This is a genomic window from Mesorhizobium sp. M7A.F.Ca.CA.004.06.1.1, from assembly GCF_003999135.1.
Classification (GTDB): domain Bacteria; phylum Pseudomonadota; class Alphaproteobacteria; order Rhizobiales; family Rhizobiaceae; genus Mesorhizobium.
The window spans coordinates 1-17,505 of record NZ_RZPQ01000039.1 but is presented as its reverse complement, the minus strand read 5'-3'; the positions used below and the strand labels follow the sequence as shown (position 1 = coordinate 17,505).

Annotated in this window: 19 protein-coding genes; 7 read left to right on the top strand and 12 right to left on the bottom strand. The window is 63.8% G+C overall.

The features are described 5' to 3' along the window. Positions 1-219 (bottom strand): hypothetical protein (locus EN906_RS37710; protein ID WP_206529070.1); only part of this gene is annotated, 219 nt, incomplete at its 3' end. A gap of 19 nt (positions 220-238) precedes the next feature. Here EN906_RS37710 and doeA point away from each other — a divergent pair. From doeA to EN906_RS04840, 3 genes are all read left to right on the top strand, one after another. After that, positions 239-1,417, top strand: coding sequence for an ectoine hydrolase DoeA (doeA, locus tag EN906_RS04850; RefSeq protein ID WP_127271633.1), 1,179 nt, complete (start codon positions 239-241; stop codon positions 1,415-1,417). Positions 1,418-1,422: 5 nt separating this feature from the next. Then, the gene (gene doeB, locus EN906_RS04845; protein ID WP_127272431.1) at positions 1,423-2,421 is read left to right on the top strand and encodes a N(2)-acetyl-L-2,4-diaminobutanoate deacetylase DoeB; all 999 of its coding nucleotides are present in this window, start codon (positions 1,423-1,425) and stop codon (positions 2,419-2,421) included. A gap of 470 nt (positions 2,422-2,891) precedes the next feature. Continuing rightward, complete coding sequence (locus EN906_RS04840; protein WP_127271474.1) at positions 2,892-3,146, top strand: DUF768 domain-containing protein; 255 nt, start codon at positions 2,892-2,894, stop codon at positions 3,144-3,146. Positions 3,147-3,215: 69 nt separating this feature from the next. Here EN906_RS04840 and EN906_RS04835 read toward each other — a convergent pair whose 3' ends face one another. From EN906_RS04835 to EN906_RS04825, 3 genes are all read right to left on the bottom strand, one after another. Then, positions 3,216-4,334 carry a P1 family peptidase gene (locus EN906_RS04835; RefSeq protein WP_127273195.1) on the bottom strand — a complete coding sequence of 373 codons (1,119 nt, stop codon included), beginning with the start codon at positions 4,332-4,334 and terminating at the stop codon, positions 3,216-3,218. Between the two features lie 4 nt (positions 4,335-4,338). Continuing rightward, on the bottom strand, positions 4,339-5,970 hold the full coding sequence (gene xseA, locus EN906_RS04830; protein WP_127272365.1) for an exodeoxyribonuclease VII large subunit: 1,632 nt from the start codon (positions 5,968-5,970) through the stop codon (positions 4,339-4,341). Between the two features lie 83 nt (positions 5,971-6,053). Continuing rightward, positions 6,054-7,010, bottom strand: a complete 957-nt coding sequence (locus EN906_RS04825) for a LysR substrate-binding domain-containing protein (RefSeq protein ID WP_063170125.1) — start codon at positions 7,008-7,010, stop codon at positions 6,054-6,056. A gap of 178 nt (positions 7,011-7,188) precedes the next feature. On the opposite strand from EN906_RS04825, the gene EN906_RS04820 reads away from it, so the two are divergent. Then, positions 7,189-7,479: a DUF1127 domain-containing protein gene (locus EN906_RS04820; protein ID WP_127267713.1), complete on the top strand. Its 291-nt coding sequence runs from the start codon at positions 7,189-7,191 to the stop codon at positions 7,477-7,479. A gap of 145 nt (positions 7,480-7,624) precedes the next feature. Here the strand turns inward: EN906_RS04820 and EN906_RS04815 are convergent, their stop codons facing one another. The 5 genes from EN906_RS04815 to EN906_RS04795 all read right to left on the bottom strand — a co-directional run bounded on the left by EN906_RS04815 (position 7,625) and on the right by EN906_RS04795 (position 11,911). Then, positions 7,625-7,777 (bottom strand): type II toxin-antitoxin system HicB family antitoxin, encoded by a 153-nt coding sequence (locus tag EN906_RS04815; protein WP_236383376.1) that lies wholly within the window; start codon positions 7,775-7,777, stop codon positions 7,625-7,627. 55 nt (positions 7,778-7,832) lie between these two features. Continuing rightward, positions 7,833-8,879: a DUF937 domain-containing protein gene (locus EN906_RS04810; protein WP_127267712.1), complete on the bottom strand. Its 1,047-nt coding sequence runs from the start codon at positions 8,877-8,879 to the stop codon at positions 7,833-7,835. Between the two features lie 100 nt (positions 8,880-8,979). Beyond that, complete coding sequence (locus tag EN906_RS04805) at positions 8,980-10,353, bottom strand: glutamate--cysteine ligase (RefSeq protein ID WP_127267711.1); 1,374 nt, start codon at positions 10,351-10,353, stop codon at positions 8,980-8,982. 144 nt (positions 10,354-10,497) lie between these two features. Beyond that, a complete protein-coding gene (locus EN906_RS04800) occupies positions 10,498-11,232 on the bottom strand; it encodes a 16S rRNA (uracil(1498)-N(3))-methyltransferase (RefSeq protein WP_127267710.1) in 735 nt (244 codons plus the stop codon). 31 nt (positions 11,233-11,263) lie between these two features. Further along, positions 11,264-11,911, bottom strand: a complete 648-nt coding sequence (locus EN906_RS04795) for a hypothetical protein (protein WP_127267709.1) — start codon at positions 11,909-11,911, stop codon at positions 11,264-11,266. An 87-nt stretch (positions 11,912-11,998) separates the two neighbouring features. Between EN906_RS04795 and EN906_RS04790 the strand changes: the two genes are divergently transcribed. Then, on the top strand, positions 11,999-12,697 hold the full coding sequence (locus EN906_RS04790) for a type 1 glutamine amidotransferase (protein ID WP_127267708.1): 699 nt from the start codon (positions 11,999-12,001) through the stop codon (positions 12,695-12,697). Positions 12,698-12,990: 293 nt separating this feature from the next. After that, on the top strand, positions 12,991-13,122 hold the full coding sequence (locus EN906_RS38780; RefSeq protein WP_013893872.1) for a hypothetical protein: 132 nt from the start codon (positions 12,991-12,993) through the stop codon (positions 13,120-13,122). Positions 13,123-13,161: 39 nt separating this feature from the next. Here EN906_RS38780 and EN906_RS04780 read toward each other — a convergent pair whose 3' ends face one another. The 3 genes from EN906_RS04780 to EN906_RS04770 are packed head-to-tail and all read right to left on the bottom strand — an operon-like array spanning position 13,162 to position 15,930. Beyond that, positions 13,162-13,935: a metallophosphoesterase family protein gene (locus tag EN906_RS04780; protein ID WP_127267707.1), complete on the bottom strand. Its 774-nt coding sequence runs from the start codon at positions 13,933-13,935 to the stop codon at positions 13,162-13,164. Positions 13,936-13,970: 35 nt separating this feature from the next. Continuing rightward, positions 13,971-15,107, bottom strand: coding sequence for an alpha-hydroxy acid oxidase (locus EN906_RS04775; RefSeq protein WP_127267706.1), 1,137 nt, complete (start codon positions 15,105-15,107; stop codon positions 13,971-13,973). Between the two features lie 19 nt (positions 15,108-15,126). After that, positions 15,127-15,930, bottom strand: coding sequence for an FCD domain-containing protein (locus EN906_RS04770; RefSeq protein ID WP_127267705.1), 804 nt, complete (start codon positions 15,928-15,930; stop codon positions 15,127-15,129). Positions 15,931-16,132: 202 nt separating this feature from the next. Here EN906_RS04770 and EN906_RS04765 point away from each other — a divergent pair, with 202 nt between their 5' ends. Beyond that, on the top strand, positions 16,133-17,455 hold the full coding sequence (locus EN906_RS04765) for a DUF3422 family protein (protein WP_127272364.1): 1,323 nt from the start codon (positions 16,133-16,135) through the stop codon (positions 17,453-17,455). Positions 17,456-17,505: the final 50 nt, after the last annotated feature.

The window sequence follows — 17,505 nt, the reverse complement described above, 5'->3', positions numbered from 1 at the left end:
ACTGGCGTCCAGGACACGGCGATCGCCACGCTCGCTCGAGACCGTGCGCGGGTGGCCGGTTCCGGGGCCATCTTCGAAAGCTGATGCTGGCCGCAGGAGCATGATCCGGAAAAGTGGGAACCGGTTTTCTCGGACAAACGGTTTTCCGTTTGTCCAGAGATCACGCTCAAACAAGAACGACGAGTTGGATTCAAAGCTGATACCGGCCGCAAGGCCCAACAAACGAGGACCAAGAACAATGCAACCGAACCTGAGATTCTCGCGCGGCGAATATGCGGATCGCCTCGCCAAGACACGCAAGGCCATGGAGGCCAAGGGCGTCGATCTTCTTGTTGTCAGCGATCCTTCCAACATGGCCTGGTTGACCGGCTATGACGGCTGGTCGTTCTATGTGCACCAGGCGGTTATCGTGCCGCCTTCGGGCGAGCCGGTCTGGTACGGCCGCGGCCAGGACGCCAACGGCGCCAAGCGCACCGCTTATCTCGCGCACGACAATATCGTCGGCTATGCCGATCACTATGTGCAGTCGACCGAGCGCCACCCGATGGATTTTTTGGCCAGCGTGCTTGCGGATCGCGGCTGGGGCAAGCTGACAGTCGGCGTCGAAATGGACAATTACTGGTTCTCGGCGGCCGCCTTTGCGTCGCTGCAGAAGCATCTGCCCAATGCCCGCTTTGTCGATGCCACCGCGCTTGTCAACTGGCAGCGTGCGGTGAAGAGCCCGACCGAGATCGATTATATGCGCAAGGCGGCCCGCATCGTCGAGGCCATGCATCAGCGCATCTTCGACAAGATCGAGGTCGGCATGCGCAAATGCGATCTCGTCGCCGAAATCTATGATGCCGGCACGCGCGGCGTCGACGGTATTGGCGGCGACTATCCGGCGATCGTGCCGCTGCTGCCGTCGGGTGCCGATGCCTCGGCGCCGCATCTGACCTGGGATGACAGAGCGATGAAGCGGGGCGAGGGCACCTTCTTCGAGATTGCCGGCTGCTACAACCGCTATCACTGCCCGCTGTCGCGCACCGTCTTCCTAGGCAAGCCGACGCAGGAATTCCTCGATGCCGAGAAGGCGACGCTGGAAGGTATGGAAGCCGGGCTGGCTGCCGCGAAACCCGGCAACGCCTGCGAGGACATCGCCAACGCCTTCTTCGGTGTCCTCAAGCGATACGGTATCGTCAAGGACAACCGCACCGGCTACTCGATCGGCCTGTCCTATCCGCCGGACTGGGGCGAGCGCACGATGAGCCTGCGTCCCGGCGACCGCACCGAGCTCAAGCCCGGCATGACCTTCCATTTCATGACCGGCCTGTGGCTGGAAACGATGGGACTGGAGATCACCGAGTCCATCCTGATCACCGAAACCGGTGTGGAGTGCCTGGCCAATGTGCCGCGCAAGCTGGTGGTGAAGGATTGAGCCCGATGTCCAGCACCCGCCCGTCGCCGATCGCGCCGACCGTCGATTTCGACCGCGACGGCATTCAGCACGGTTTCCTGCGCTTGCCCTACAGCCGCGACGATTCCGCGTGGGGCTCGGTTATGATCCCGATCTGCGTCATCCGCAACGGCAACGGGCCGGCAGCGCTGCTGACCGGCGGCAACCATGGCGACGAGTATGAGGGGCCGCTGGCCCTCTACGATCTCGCCAGGACCCTCGATCCCAAGCAAGTCAGCGGCACGGTGATCATCGTGCCGGCCATGAACTATCCGGCCTTCCGTGCTGGCACGCGCACCTCGCCGATCGACAGGGGCAACATGAACCGCAGCTTTCCCGGCCGGCCGGACGGGACGGTGACCGAGAAGATCGCCGACTATTTCCAGCGTGAGCTGCTCCCCCGCGCCGACATCGTGTTCGACTTCCATTCCGGCGGCAAGACGCTGGACTTCGTGCCGTTCTGCGCCGCGCATACTTTGCCCGACAAGGCGCTGGAACAGAAAGCCTTCGACGCGGTCGCGGCCTTCGCCGCCCCGTTCTCGATGCGCATGATCGAGATCGACGCCGTCGGCATGTATGACACGGCAGCCGAGGAGATGGGCAAGGTCTTCGTCAGCACCGAGCTGGGCGGCGGCGGCACGTCGCGTGCGCAGACGGTGCGGATCGCGCGGCGCGGCATTCTCAACGTACTGCGCCATGCTGGCATTGTAGATGGTGCGGTCGAGAAGACTCGAACCCAGTGGCTCGACATGCCGTCGGGCGATTGTTTCTCCTTCGCCGAAGATGACGGCATGATCGAAACCATGGTCGATCTCGGTGAGCCCGTCGAAGAAGGCTCGGTGCTGGCGCGCATCCATTCCACCGGCCGCACCGGCATCGCCCCGCAGGAGATCCGGGCAAAAATGTCGGGCATGCTGGCGGCGCGGCATTTCCCCGGGCTGGTCAAGGCCGGCGACTGCGCGGCGGTGGTGGCTGTGCACGTCTGAGCGATTCCGCCGAGGCTTGCTCCACCCGGTTCGCGTCCATCGTCACTTGCTCTTGATCCGTTGCGGAGCCTTCGGCGCGGCGGAAAGAAGCAGCATGGCGAGCGGAGTCGACATTGCAGGAGGATGTCACTATATAGCGGCGGCTTCGACCTGCGCGCCCGAGGGCAGCACCTCGAAGCAACTGTGAATGTGTAGTGTGTTGCGCCATCTATTGTGACGGAAATCGGCTCGGAAACCGGAAAAAAGCAAATAGAAACAGTGGCGCAGCGCTGGGCGTGACCCAGCCAACGGTACCGACCCCTCCAGAATCAGAAAATGCTCTTGACCCCTCGATTTCCTATGGCTCTGTGGACCTTGGACGGCATTGGCTTGCCGGACGACCGCGACTCGGCTGGAATGGGGACATGCATCCTTTGCGGGATGTCGACGTTTGTGATTACCAACCGGCTTTGCCGCCAGGGAACAGCAGTATGAGTGAACACGCCATCGAATTCTTGCGGGGATGGATCGGCGAAAAGGTCCATTGCCAGTCCTCCCAGGCAAGGATCGACAAGCAGGCCGAAACCCTGGCCAAGGAGTGCGCCGCCGAGGCGGCCGAGGTCGGCATCCCGCTGGAGGACATCCAGGAAGAAGTCGGCGATATCCAGGAACTTATCGCATCCCGGCTTGAGGAAGCGGCCGAGGCCGAGGAAAGCCAGCAGGCCCCCGGAAAAGCCGCGGAATGATCAAAGCCGCGGAATGATCGCATAGCGGCGACGTGTTCCAGCGCGGGCTTGTGGCCCGCGTTTTTGTCTTCAGCCAAACTTCTCCTTCAGCCACGTCTTCGGCAGCGCCGGCACGAAATTCCCGTCGCGTCCGGTCATATCGTCATTGGCAACCAGCGCGTTGAGGATTGCTTCCTCCACGGTCTGGATCACTGCATCGAAAAACGGATCGATATCGGTGTCCGGAATAAAATCGGCGCTGGCGATGCGGCCGGATGGCGCCAGCGCCGCGCTCGCATTGGCGGTCGAGAAGGCGATAAAAATGTCGCCTGAACTGTGATAGCCGAAGCCGCCGGTCAAGGCGACGCCAAGCGGCACCCGTCGGGCCAGCCGCTTCATCTGATGCGGCAGGAACGGTGCGTCGGTGGCGGCGACGGCAATGATCGAGCCCTTTTCAGCACGCGGTGTGCCTTCGCGGACCGCCGGTTCGAGAAGCTCCGGCCCGGCGCGCAGGCCGCGAATGGTGATATTGCGCCGTTTTCCAAAATTAGACTGCACGAAGGCGCCGACGGTGTAGGCACGGCCTTGCCATTCGACGATGCGCGACGCCGTGCCGGAGCCGGCCTTGAAGCCGAAGGTGATCATGCCGGTGCCGCCGCCGACGCTGCCTTCCTCGATAGGCCCGCCGGCGGCACCGTCGAGAGCCTGCGCAACATGCTCTGACGTCAAATGGTGGCCGTTGATGTCGTTGAGGAAGCCGTCATAGGTCTCCGCCGCCACCGGCAGCCCCCAGCCGCTGTCGAGCGCTGCCGGCAGCACGCTTTGCATCCAGCGCAGCGTGCCGTCGCGGGAAACACCGCAGGAATGCGTGTTGGTGATGGTGATCGGGAAGTTGAAAGCGCCGGTTTCCTCGACGATGTGCGAGCCGGTCAGTTCGCCGTTTCCGTTCTGGCTGAAAATGCCGGCGAAGACCGGCGTGGCGAGGTCGGCGAGCGGCCTGGGCAGGATCGCGGTCACGCCGGTGCGCACCGGTCCCTCGCCGACGACAAGCGCGCCATCGCCCGAAATCAGCGTCGCATAGCCGACCGTCACGCCGGGCACATCGGTGATCGCGTTAAACGGTCCGGGCCGCCCATCGAAGCCGATGCCGAAATTTCGCGCGCGCGGTTTGCCCGAGGGTGTTGTCAGATGATGCGGATTGTCGGTCATGGTCTCAGAACAGGGATCCCTGATTGCCCGGCTCCTTGGCCTTGGCCGCCGGCTTGGCCACGGCTTTCGGTTTTGCCGTGCCGGTGATCGCCACCGCATCGGCGATGCCGTCGGCGAACTCGAGCGAAAGCGCCATTCCCGACGCCACCTCGGCAGCCTGCTTGATCACCGCGCCATCCGCATCCCTCACCAGCGCAAAGCCGCGCGCCAGGACGGCCTTGTGCGACAGCGACGCCATCAACCTGTCGGCCTGGACGACGCGGCCGCGCAGGCGCTCCAGCCTGAGCACCACTGCTTGCGTGCCGCGTCTCGTCAAAGCTGTCAGCAAATCCCTCTGCACGCGTTGCCGCCGTGCCGTCGGCTCGATCGTGATGCGGCCTTGCAGCATGCCCAGTTGCTGCTTGTGCCGCTGCAGCGATGCCCTGGCACATTTTGGCAATTGATCGGCCGCTCGGTTAAGCTCCGCACGCCGGGCTCTTGCCAACGCGCGCAGTGCCCCTTGTGCTCGCAAAAGATTGCGTTCGTTGGTGCGCCGCGCCTCGGCAATGCGCTGCGACAGCATTGCCGGTGTCAGCTTTACGGCAAAAAACCTTGCACGCTTGCGTTCGGTGGAGACCAACAGGCCCCGGCCGAGCCTGGATGTCGCCTCATCGAGGCGCCGGCGCGGCAGCGCCAGCAATTGATCGGGCGAGGGCAGAGCCCGGGCGGCGGCACGGACGGCCTGCCGCTTGCGTTCGAAATTGCGCAGGACCGCCGCTTTCAGCCGCGCTCCGAGGCTGGCAAGCGTCGCTTCGAGGTCCGCCTTCACCGGCACGGCGATTTCGGCCGCACCCGTCGGCGTCGGCGCCCGCACATCGGCAACGAGGTCGATCAGCGTCCAGTCGGTCTCGTGGCCGACAGCCGAGATCACCGGAATGCCGGAAGCGGCAACGGCGCGGGCGAGCGCCTCGTCGTTGAAGCCCCAGAGGTCTTCGAGGCTGCCGCCGCCGCGCGCCACGATCAGCAGATCGGGGCGCTGAATGGCGCCGTCCCAGGCCAGCGCGTTGAAGCCGTTGACCGCGGCAGTCACTTCCGCGCCTGACGTCTCGCCTTGAACACGCACCGGCCAGACCAGGATGTGCAGCGGAAAGCGGTCCTTGATGCGGTGGATGATGTCGCGGATGACGGACCCTGTCGGCGAGGTGACGACGCCGATGACGCGCGGCATGAATGGCAGCAACCGCTTGCGACCGGCATCGAACAGCCCCTCGGCCTGTAGCCGCCGCTTGCGCTCCTCCAGCAGAGCCATCAGGGCGCCGGCGCCGGCAGGCTCCAGATTGTCGATGACGATCTGGTAGTTGGACTTGCCGGGATAAGTGGTGAGCTTGCCGGTGGCGATCACCTCCATCCCCTCCTCGGGGCGGAATTTCAGCCGGCTCATCGTGCCTTTCCAGACCACGGCGTCGAGACGGGCACGGTCGTCCTTCAGCGCGAAATAAGCATGACCGGACGAATGCGGCCCGCGATAGCCTGATATTTCGCCGCGCACCCGCACATTGCCGAAAACGTCCTCGACCGTGCGCTTCAGCGCGCCGGAAATCTCGCTCACCGTATATTCGGCGGCGTTGGTGCGTGATTCGGATGCTGCTTCGCTCATCGGTCGATTGGGGAACGGTTGGGCGCCCGCGTCAAGGCGGTTGCGTCGGGCCAGCCGTTCATAACCCGCATACCTGACCCCGCCTACCAGCCGGGCAGAATCTGGTTCGGCTTGGTTCGCCGCAGCTTGGTGAAGGCGAGTGCCGCGAAATCGAATGTCCCGGGATCTTCACCGACCGGCACGGAGATGTTGTCCAGGCTTTCCGAAATATGGCGGGCGAGCGCATCGACGATCTCCGGCCGCGACGTCTGGCCGCGCATGATGCCGATGCGGCAATCGGGCAGGGCGCCGAAGCCGTCGGCTTCGCCCAGCACCCGCATGCCGGGCCGTAGCGCACATTCCGGCAGCACCGAGATCGCGAGGCCCGAAAGCACCGCGGCGGTGATGACGGTGGCCGAGAAACTGGTGAACAGGATGCGATAGTCGCGGTTCTGCTGGTCGAGCACATCGACGGCGGCGCGCCGCCAGATGCAGTTCGGCCGGCCGAAGGCCATCGGCAGCGTTTCCTGCTCATGCGTCGCATGGTTGGCCGAGGTGACCCACAGCAGCGGTTCGCGCCGCACCACCTCCGACTGGCCGCGTACGTCGTTGTGAGTCACCAGCGCGAGGTCGAGATTGCCGCGCTTGATATGCTCGACCAGCCCCGGTGTCGGCTCGCAGATGACGGTCAGTTCGACGCGCGGATTGGAGCGCGTGAACCGCGCCATGATCTCGGGCAGGAAACGGTCGGCATAGTCGTCGGGCGTGCCGATGCGGATCGTGCCTTCGAGCCGCCGGTCGTCGAAGGCAGCCAGCGTCTCACGGTTGAGATAGAGCAGCCGCCGCGCATAGGAAAGCAGCTTGTCGCCTTCCTCGGTCAGCCTGTTGGTGCGCCCGTCCTTTTCGAACAGCGGCTTGCCGAGCCGCTCCTCCAGCCGGCGCATCTGCATCGACACCGCCGACTGGGTCCGGTGCACCTCTTCGGCCGCTCTGGTGAAGCTGCCGGTGTCGGCAATCGAGATGAAAGTTTGCAACTGATCGAGATCGAGCGGCGATTTCATCGACATGATCCATCACTGGTGTTGATGGTAAAGATTAGAAACATTCGTTGGATTAATCAATCGGCCGATGGCAAATTGGCATTGTCCACATGAAGGCATGTGAATCGAAGCCGGAACGGCCGCTGTCGCCAGCGCCGATCGCCTGGTTTTGTCAGTTCGAGTCTGAAGGAGACCGACAATGACCACGTTTGATTTCGCCACCGAGACCTCGCGCATCACCTCGCGTCCGGCCGTTGCGACTCGCGTGGCCAACACTGTCTCCAACATCTACCGCGCCTGGAAAAATCGCCGCGCCTTCTATCGTCTTGGCGAGATGTCGGACGCCGAACTCGCCGATATCGGCCTGACGCGCGGCGACCTGCACGTCGCCATCGACGTGCCGTTTGGCCGCGACCCGACGGCGATGCTGCGCGAAATCGCCAGCGATCGCATCGAAACGATCGAGGACATCGCCCGCAAGGTGGCCTGATCTGATGCTTGTTGTTTAGGTTGCCGCGAACCTTTTCGGGGTTCGACGCGACTGACGAGTATGCAGGCTCCCACTCCCTGCCGGATCCCCCCGGCCCGCCTGCACTCTGCCCGGTCCTCCCAGGACCGGGCTTTTCCTTTGGCTGTCAGGCGAATGCCAGCTTTCGCGATGGCCTTGGTATCGATCTGCCGAGCTCATGCGCGGCCTCTATCCAGGCTGCTATGGCGTCCTGGACATTGGCGATGGCCTCTTCAGGAGTGTCGCCATCACTCACGCAGCCTGGCAGATCAGGCTCCATCCTCTGCAGAAAGTGGCGCAATGACGACCGGATATTCAAGTCTGTCCATCATGTCTTACCGCCGATCCATATCGCGCTTGAACTGGTCGAAGATCGTCTCCACGCCCTTCTGGTAGTCGTCACGCTGCTGGGCGCCGGTCTCGAACATCTTGCCGAACAGGTCGTCGAACGGGTTTTTCGGCCTGCCGCTCGGATTGGCCTGTGGCTGCGGTGCCTGACGCTGCTGTGGGGGCGCTTGAGGCTGTTGCGGCGCCGGCTGTCCGCCAGGGATGCCGCCTAAGCCACCGCCACCTTGCCGCAGCATCTCCTCGAAGATTTTCCCCAGCGGATTGTCTCCGTAGGGGCTTTGTGTCTGCTGAGGCTGCGGCTGCGCCCGCCCTTGCGGCTGCGGCTGAGGCGCGCCACCGCCGAACATGTCCTGCAGCACCTTGCCGAGTGGATTGTCGCCGTAGGGATTGGGCTGCGGCTGCGGCTGGCTTTGCGGCTGTGGCTGAGCCGCACCGCCGCCGAACATGTCCTGCAACACCTTGCCGAGCGGGTTGTCCATCGGGTTCTGGGGTGGCGGCGCTTGGCGCGGCTGCGGCGCCGGGGCCTGCATGCCGCCGCCTTGCCGCATCATCTGCTCGATGATCTCGCCGAGCGGATTGTTGCCGCCGCCAAAACCGCCGGCGGCCTGCATCTGATTTGTCGTCTGCTTGAACAGCCCGCCCATGACCATCGAGGCGATCGCCGGCAGCATCTGCTGCAGGATCTGCTGATTGACGCCGCTGGCTTGCGCCGCCTGGCTGGCCACGGCGCGCGACAGGTCTTTCGAGCCGAACAGGTGCCCGAGAATGCCGTTGCCCTCATCGACGCCTTGCGGTGAGAAGGCCCGGGTTGCGTCCTCGAAATACTTGGCGTGCTGGCCGCTGGCCATCGCCGTCATGAAGGCGCCGAGCCCGTAAGGGTCGGCTGTGTTGCGCTGCAGCCCCTGCGAAAAGGCCGGCAGCAATGCGGCGACCGCGGCTTGCGTCTGCTGCATCGAAAGCCCGTATTGCTGGGCAAGGGCCTGCATGCCGTTGCCGTTCTGGGCCTGTGTCAGCATGTCGAACAAGGAAGGCATTGGTCTCTCCTCCGGAAATCCTCGCCGAAGAACCCTAGTTTGTTTCCACTTCCGATTGAAGCGACTTTTGCCGGCCGGTCAGCTTTGCCAGATCCGAGGGTTAATAGGCGTATTCCATGAAAACCGGCTCGATCGAGCCGCCCCAGCGCGTGTGGTAGGCCGACAGCATCTCCTCGGCGCTGGTTGTGCCGCGCGCCACGACCTCGTCGAGCGTGTTGAGGAACGAGGTCTCGTCATAACCGTCGCGGTTCTTCTTGCCACGGTTCTTCAGGCCCATGCGGGAAATGACCATCACGTCACGCGCGATCTCGCGCAGCGTGGTGTTGCGGAACGGTGCGGAAATGCCTTGTTCCGGCACGGCGTTGCGCATCGCCAGCGTTTCTTCATACGTCCAGCTCGACGTCAACGCCTCGGCGGCATCGAGTGCGGCTTCATCATAGAGCAGCCCGACCCAGAACGCAGGCAGCGCGCAGATGCGCCGCCATGGCCCGCCATCGGCGCCGCGCATCTCAAGGAAGCGCTTCAGCCGCACGTCCGGGAACAGCGTCGACAGATGGTTCGCCCAGTCGCCCATTGTCGGCAGCCCGTCCGGCACCTGATTGCGCGCGGCACCGGCCATGAACTGACGGAAGGTGACGTGCGTCATGTCGTGATAGCGGCCGTCGCGGATGACGAAATACATCGGCACGTCGAGCGCCCATTCGACATAGTCGGCGAAACCGAAATCGGGCGAGAAGCAGAATTCGAGCAGGCCCGAGCGCTGGTTGTCGGTGTCGCGCCAGATATCGCCGCGCCAGCTCTGCAAGCCGTTCGGGTGGCTTTCGGTGAAAGGCGAATTGGCGAACAATGCCGTCGACAGCGGCTGCAGCTTCAACGACACCTGCATCTTGCGGCGCATGTCGGCCTCGCTCTCGAAGTCGAGATTCACCTGGATCGTGCAGGTGCGGTACATCATGTCGAGGCCCTTGGTGCCGACCTTGGGCATGTAGCGCGTCATGATCTCATAGCGCGATTTCGGCATTTTCGGCGTCTCGGCCAGCGACCATTTCGGGCTGCCGCCGAGGCCGAGGAAACGGATGCCCATCGGCTCGGCGATCTCGCGCACCTGCGCCAGATGGGCGTTGCCCTCGCGGCAGGTCTGGTGGATCGTTTCCAGCGGTGCGCCGGAAAGCTCGAACTGGCCGCCGGGTTCCAGCGAAATCGCACCCTGACCGGTCGGCTCGACCAGGCCGATGATGCGGCCGTCATCGACGATCGGATCCCAGCCGAGCTTTGACTGCATGCCTTCGAGAATGGCGCGGATGCCGCGCTCGCCGCCATAGGGGACCGGTGCATTGCCGTCGACATAGAAGGGGAATTTCTCGTGCTCGGTGCCGATGCGCCATTTGTCGCGCGGCTTGTTGCCTTCGGCCAGATGCTCGACGAGTTCGTCGACACCTTCGATCGGGCGGAAATCGGTCGTATCGCGCGCCATGATGGTACCCTCAGAGGCGGCCGGATGACCGCCGGCGGTAAATGGACGAAATGTCAGCAGACGATCAAGCGAAAAATCCTGAGCCACAGGTCAACAGGAATTGAACGTTGCTGGAACTCTGCGTCCCTTGCAAGGGATGACGTCTCACCAGTCTCCGACAGTTGCCTGCATCACCGCGAGCGCGGCCACCGCCGCCGTGTCGGCGCGCAGGATGCGCGGGCCGAGCGGAATGGCGGTGACGAAGGGCAGGGCGCGCAGCATCTTGCGCTCGTCGTCGGAAAAGCCGCCCTCCGGCCCGACCAGCAGCGCAAGCTTCTTTTCCTTGACCGCCTGCAGCGCGGCCAGCGGATTGTTGGTCGAAGCATCCTCATCGCAGAAGATCAGCCGTCGCTCAGTGTCCCAGCCGGTCAGCAAACGGTCGAATTTTTCGGCTTCGTGCACCTGAGGCACGGCCAGGATGCCGCATTGTTCGGCGGCTTCGACGACATTGGCGCGCAGGCGATCGATCGACGGCTTGGCCACTTGCGTGTGCTGGGTGATGACCGGCTGCAGGATGCCGGCGCCCATCTCGACCGCCTTCTGCACGAGATAGTCGAGCCGGCCCTGCTTCAACGGCGCAAAGCAGTAGACGAGATCGGGCAGCGGCGGCTGCGGCCGCTGCAGCGCTGACACCTTCAGCCGCACCGCCCTTTTCGTCTTCGCTGATATGGCCGCTGACCACTCCCCGTCGCGGCCATTGAACACCAGGATTTCGGCGCCTTCGCCAAGCCGCAGCACATGCAGGAGATAGTGGCTCTGCTGTTGGCCAGCGTCGAACTCGACATCCGGCGCGAGATCGTCGGGCACGAACAGACGTTGCATCTTGTAATTGGCGCGCATCGCCGAGGAATGAGCGAGCCGGCCGCCGGCGTCAAGCCTCGGCGGTAGGATGCCACACCGGCCGAAAGCCACGCCGCAGCACGGCGAGCGTCGTGGCCGGCGTCAGCAGCGACAGCGTCCTGCCTTTGAGCAGGCCGAAATCTGCGGGTGGGCCATATCCCGCAAACGACCAGCGCAGCGTCTTGCCCCTACGCAGGGCATAAACAGTGCGACCATCCGCAACCATGGCGCCGTCCGGCAGGCCGGCAAGGTCTTCAACAGCAATCCCTGGCGGCCTGCCGCCCGAGGCCAGCCGCTCCTTGTGCAGCCGCTTGTCGACCATCGGCGCGCGCGGTTCGGCAATGCCGAACGCGTCGCCGAAGCGGCCGACGAAATCCCTGGCCCGTTCGCGCTGGCAAAAGAAGCAGGGGCGATGCCCGGCCGCCAATGCCGTCACCTCGTCGAGGAAGAACAGTTCTGTCCAGCCCGCTTTGCCGCCCTTCCGGTTGCGGCCCATCGGTTCGCGCCGCACATCGCGGAATTGGCGGACGCAGATGATCCAGGCCGGAAGCGCCCAGCGCTTCTTCTTGAGCGTCTTGGTCTCGGGATCGTGGATGATGCCGCGATTGCCGGTGAACATGCCGCGATCGGGCACAGCGTGGATGGTACCGAACGGATCGACCCGGTTCTGCAGTGGCATAGTTTTCTCTCCGGACACGCATCTTGGCTGCAATGCGAGCGGCATGATATCGCTCCTCGCATCTTTTCATGTCAGCAGGGTTTTGTGATGCGGGTGCTGGTGGTGCAGAACTACGACAATACCGGCCTCGGCCAGGTCGGCGCAGCACTTGCGGAAGCGGGTGCCGATCTCGACCTGCGTCTCCCTTACAAAGGCGATCCCCTGCCGGATGACGCGGCCGGGCATGATGCCATGATCGTGCTCGGCGGCGGCCAGAACGCGCTGGCCGACGATGAGTACCCCTATTTCCCGGCACTGCTCGAACTGACCCGCGACTTTGCCGACAAGGATCGCGCCGTGCTCGGCATCTGCCTGGGCAGCCAACTCGTCGCCCGTGCCTTCGGCGGCGAAAACCGCATCGGCGGCGCCAATGAGTTCGGCTGGCACGGCGTATCGCTGACGGCGGACGCCAAGGGCGATCCGGTGCTGGGCGCGCTGCCGGAGAAATTCCCGATCTTCCAGTGGCATGACGACACCTTCGTGCTGCCTGAGGCCGCCGTGCGGCTTGCCGGCAACGATGTCGCCGAGAACCAGGCATTTCGCGTCGGCCGCGCCGTCTACGGCTTCCAGTTCCATTTCGAGGCCGACCGGCCGATGGTCGAGGACTGGAGCACGTCGTTTGCCCCGACCATCGCCGCTCGCCATCCCGACTGGGCCGGCAAGCTCGATGGCGAAATGGCCCGCAACGGGCCCGATGCGGATGCCGCTGGCCTCGCCATTGCCCGTGCCTGGGTAGCGACCATCTGAGTGTTGGCCTCTCCGTACCCTCCAGCGTGACATAATTGGCACGCGGCGGTGAAACCGCCTGGGGAAAACCGTTTCATTCTTGGCTTGTGTCCGCCCGCCATCCTAGAAGGCGCGCGCTCTGCATCTTCTGTGCAACGGCTATGAACCTTTTGTGTGACCCGCGCGACACACCGTTGATACAGAACATGCCTAGAAGCGCAAAATCGTCGAAACTTTGAAGCGAATTCTCCGTTTCAACGCATTGGTAACCGCCTGGTGCACAGATGCAGAAAGCTCAACAAGAGATGACCTCCGTGAAAGCAGCGCTTCTGTCCTTTGCCATGTTGTCCGCCATCGTGCTGTGCGGTCTCGGCATCTATGCCGCCGACGCAGCCAACAACCACAACGCCGTCGACGGTTACGGCGTCACCGCCTCGCTGCGCTAAAGGCGGAAAGCGCCTTTCGCGTCCTCCGACGCGCGACGCTCAAGCTTCCTTGATCGTCATTGTCAGGATGCGTTTGTCCGCGCCGTCGACGACGAGCGCGCTCAGCATGCCTGATTGCCAGGCAAGCGTGTCGACATTGACGCGGTTGGCCATCACTTCCGCCTCCGGCACCGGCGTGTGGCCGTGCACCACGATCTTCGGATAGAGGTCGGGGTGGTTGTGGAAGACGTCGCGGATCCAGATCAGGTCCTGCGGGCTTTGCTTCTCCAGAGGATTGCCCGGCCTGATGCCGGCATGACAGAAGAAGAAGTCCCCGAAAGTCGCGGAGAACGGCAGCGATCGCAGGAAGTCGATGTGGCTTTGCGGCACGGCCTCGACCAGGGCCTGATGTCCTTTGCGCACGGCCGATTCGGCCTTGCCGAACCACATGCTTGTGCCTTCACTGATCGCCACGCCGTAAGAGTGTGCCGTCTGGATGCCGCCGAACCGGATGAAAAGCCCTTCCGGGTCAGGGGTCTTGAGAAAGTCGAGAAAACCGATGTCGTGGTTGCCGGCCAGCATCAGGTGACGAGGGTCGCGCTCTTGCGCTTCGATCAGGAAATCGATGACGCCCTTCGAGTCCGGCCCGCGGTCGACATAGTCGCCAAGATGGATGACGCGCCAGTCGGCAGGCGCCTCCTGCTCGATCTCGGTCCTGATGCGCCGATGCATGGCGGCCAGCAGGTCGAGCCGGCCGTGGACATCGCCGATCGCGTAAAGACGCACACCTTCCGGCCCATGCGCGTCGAGAAAATGGATGCCGGGTTCTGCCAATTTTTCGGTGTCTCCGTGGTCGCGCGGTCACGGGCTTAGCGCCGGAGCTGGTCCTTGCCCATGTCGGTGACAAGACGCTTTCCGCACAGCGCCAGCGTGATGTCCATCTCCTTGCGGATGATTTCCAACGCCTTGGTAACCCCTTCCTTGCCAAGCGCCCCCAGGCCATAAAGAAATGGCCGGCCGATATAGGTTCCCTTGGCACCTAGGCAAAGCGCCTTCAGGACATCCTGCCCGGAGCGGATGCCGCCATCCATATGCACTTCGATCGTGTCGCCAACCGCGTCGGCAATCTCTTCCAGCACGCCGATCGACGACGACGCACCATCGAGCTGGCGCCCGCCATGGTTGGAAACGATGATCGCGTCGGCGCCGGTCTTGGCCGCCATCAGCGCGTCCTCCTTGTCGAGAATGCCCTTGAGGATCAGCTTGCCGCCCCAGCGCTCCTTGATCCAGGCGACGTCCTTCCACGACAGATGCGGGTCGAACTGCTCCGTCGTCCACGATGCCAGCGAGGCCATGTTGCCGACACCCTTGGCGTGGCCGACAATGTTGCGGAAGGTCCGCCGCTTCGTGCCGGCCATGGCGGCGCACCAGTGCGGGCGGATGGCCATGTCGACGATGTTCGTCAGCGTCAGCTTGGGTGGCGCCGAAAGCCCATTGCGGATGTCCTTGTGGCGCTGACCGAGAATCTGCAGGTCGAGCGTCAGCACGAGCGCCGAGCATTTCGCCGCCTTTGCCCTGTCGATCAGGTTGAGCACGAACTCCTTGTCACGCAGCACATAGAGCTGAAACCAGAACGGCTTCGTGGTTACCGAGGCGACATCCTCGATGGAGCAGATGCTCATCGTCGACAAGGTGAACGGCACGCCGAATTCCTCCGCCGCCTGAGCCGCCAGCATCTCGCCATTAGCGTGCTGCATGCCGGTCATGCCGGTTGGCGCCAATGCCACCGGCATCGACACTTTTTCGCCGATCATCGTCGATGCCAGCGAACGGTTGTCCATATCGACGAGCACGCGCTGGCGGAACTTGATCTTCTGGAAATCCTCTTCGTTGGCCCGATACGTGCTTTCGGTCCACGAACCGGAATCGGCATAGTCGAAGAACATCTTCGGCACGCGCCGGCGGGCGAGGTCCTTGAGGTCGGCGATGGTCAGGATCTGGCTCATGGGCTTCCCGTTTCGATAGCTAGGAGCGTTTGCGTGCAGGTTCGGTATCGGTGGCTTCGACCCGCTGCTTCAGCCTCAGTCGCGAAACGCGCTGCCAGTCGCCGCTGCGCTCGGCTTCCGCCATCGACCGTTCGACATAGGTGATGTGGTCCATCGCCGCTTGCCGGGCAGCATCCGGATCGCCGGCCTTCACCGCCGCATGGATCGCGCGGTGCTGCGCCAGCAGGGCGTCGCGCGCGCCTGGCACGGTGAACACCAGCAGCCGGTTCTGGAACACGCCTTCCGACAACAGCCGGTAACAGGAGCGCAACGTGTGCAAAAGGATGATGTTGTGCGCGCATTCGCAGATCGCGTGGTGGAACTCGACATCAATCTCGGCCTCGTCGTCGAAGTCGCCGGTCCGGTGCGCATCGTCCATGCGTGCCATGATCTTGTCGAGCAGCGCCATGTCGTCGGCAGTGGCGCGCCGTGCCGCGTATTCAGCCGCGACCCCTTCGATCTCGCGGCGATATTCCAGATAATCGGTCACTGCCTTGCGGTGCATCGAGATCAGGTCTGTCACCGGTTTGGTGAAGAGCTGGCCGATGACATCGGCGACATGCGTGCCGCCGCCGGGCCTTGTCGTCAAAAGGCCGCGTCCTTCCAGTGACTTCAGCGCATCACGCAGGATCGGCCGGGATACGTCGAACTGGCGTGCAAGCTCGCGCTCGCCCGGCAGCCGGTCGCCGGTGCGCAGCACGCCTTCGAGGATGAGGCTCTCGATTTGCTGCACCACCTCGTCGGCGGTGCGCGAATGCTCGATCCTGGAAAAAATGTCGCTCAACAGAATGCCTGGAAGGTGAACCGGTGTCGTAGAATAGAGCTTGCCTCGCCAACTGGTCAAATTATTTATCCAATTGACAAAAGCGGGCCGATTTCCCGCCCGATGCCATCATCTTCGGCTAACTTGCTGTTTGCGTCATCAGGCCATTGGCACTAGAGGGACGCGCGTGCAAGAGGGTTCAAGGAAACCCAGGGAACAAGCCGTGTCAGACGACCCGTCCGATCTCGAATTCCAGCCGCGCGCCAAGGGCAGCGTCATGGGCTTTCCTGCGCATGAGGGCCGGCCTGGCGCACTCGGCGAGGTTCATGCCCGGCCGCACCCGCTGATCGAAAAGCCACGCGTCCTGATGCAACTCGCCTTCATGACCGAGGGGGGCTCGGGCGTCGACCACGCGGTGCTTTCCGAACTGTCGCGGCGCCTCGGCGTCGCCGCGCCCGACCGCCAGGCCCGCCATCATGCCATGAAATGGGGCAAGGGCTCGCTGCGCTGGGAGCGGCACACCGAATTCTCGACCTATTTGTGGGAAGGGCCGCTTTCCGAGAGCGGCAGGGCGCAGGAGGACTCCCCCTTCGGCAACGGGTTTTCGCCGCCGGGAACCTGCATCTCCGGCATCAGGCTCGAAATCCGCAAATGGACGCAAGCGAGCGAGCAGCTGATAGCCGGTTTCGATCCGACCAGCCTGTGCTACTCGCTGGTCGAGCGCGGAAACGCCGCCATCGTCACCGATTTTCGCCAGGATGGCGATGGCCTGACGCGCATGCTGCTGCTCGATCGCGGCTTGACCCCGGCGCGTACCGGCGCGTTGTCGCAGCGGCTTATCGACATCGAAACCTATCGGACGCTGGCCATGCTCGGCCTGCCGCTGGCGTTGACCTTGTCCGGCCGTGCCCGCCGCATCGAAGACCGGCTGGCGCAGACCACGCTGGAGATGAAGGTCGCCGGGACTCGCGACAGCCAGACCTTGCTGGCCGATCTGACCGAACTTGCGGCGGAGTTGGAGGCGGACGCGGCGTCGAGCCTTTACCGTTTCGGCGCCAGCCGTGCCTATGACGGCATCGTCGGCGAACGGCTGGAGGCGCTCGAGGAAGAGGCTGTGCCCGGCTATGACACATGGCGCGGGTTCCTGCAGCGCCGGGTGGCGCCCGCAATGCGCACCTGCCGCTCGGTCGAGGAGCGGCAGGAAAATCTGTCGCGAAAACTGACCCGCGCCACGACGCTGCTGCGCACCTGGGTTGATGTCGAGGTCGAGAAACAGAACCGCGACCTGCTTGCCTCGATGAACAATCGCGCCCGCCTGCAACTGCGCCTGCAGCAGACCGTCGAGGGGCTCTCGGTCGCCGCCGTCTCCTATTATGTGGTCGGCCTTGTCGGCTATGTCGCCAAGGGTGCCTCGATCTTCGGCCATGCCTTCGCACCGGAGATCATTACCGCGGCTTCGGTGCCTGTCGCCATCCTGCTGGTCTGGTGGGGCGTACGCCGCGTGCGCCGGATGCACTCCGAGCCCGGCAAGCCGCCCGGCGAATAGATCTGCTCACCCTCCCCCTTGTGGGGAGGGTCGGCTCATGATCGCAGCGA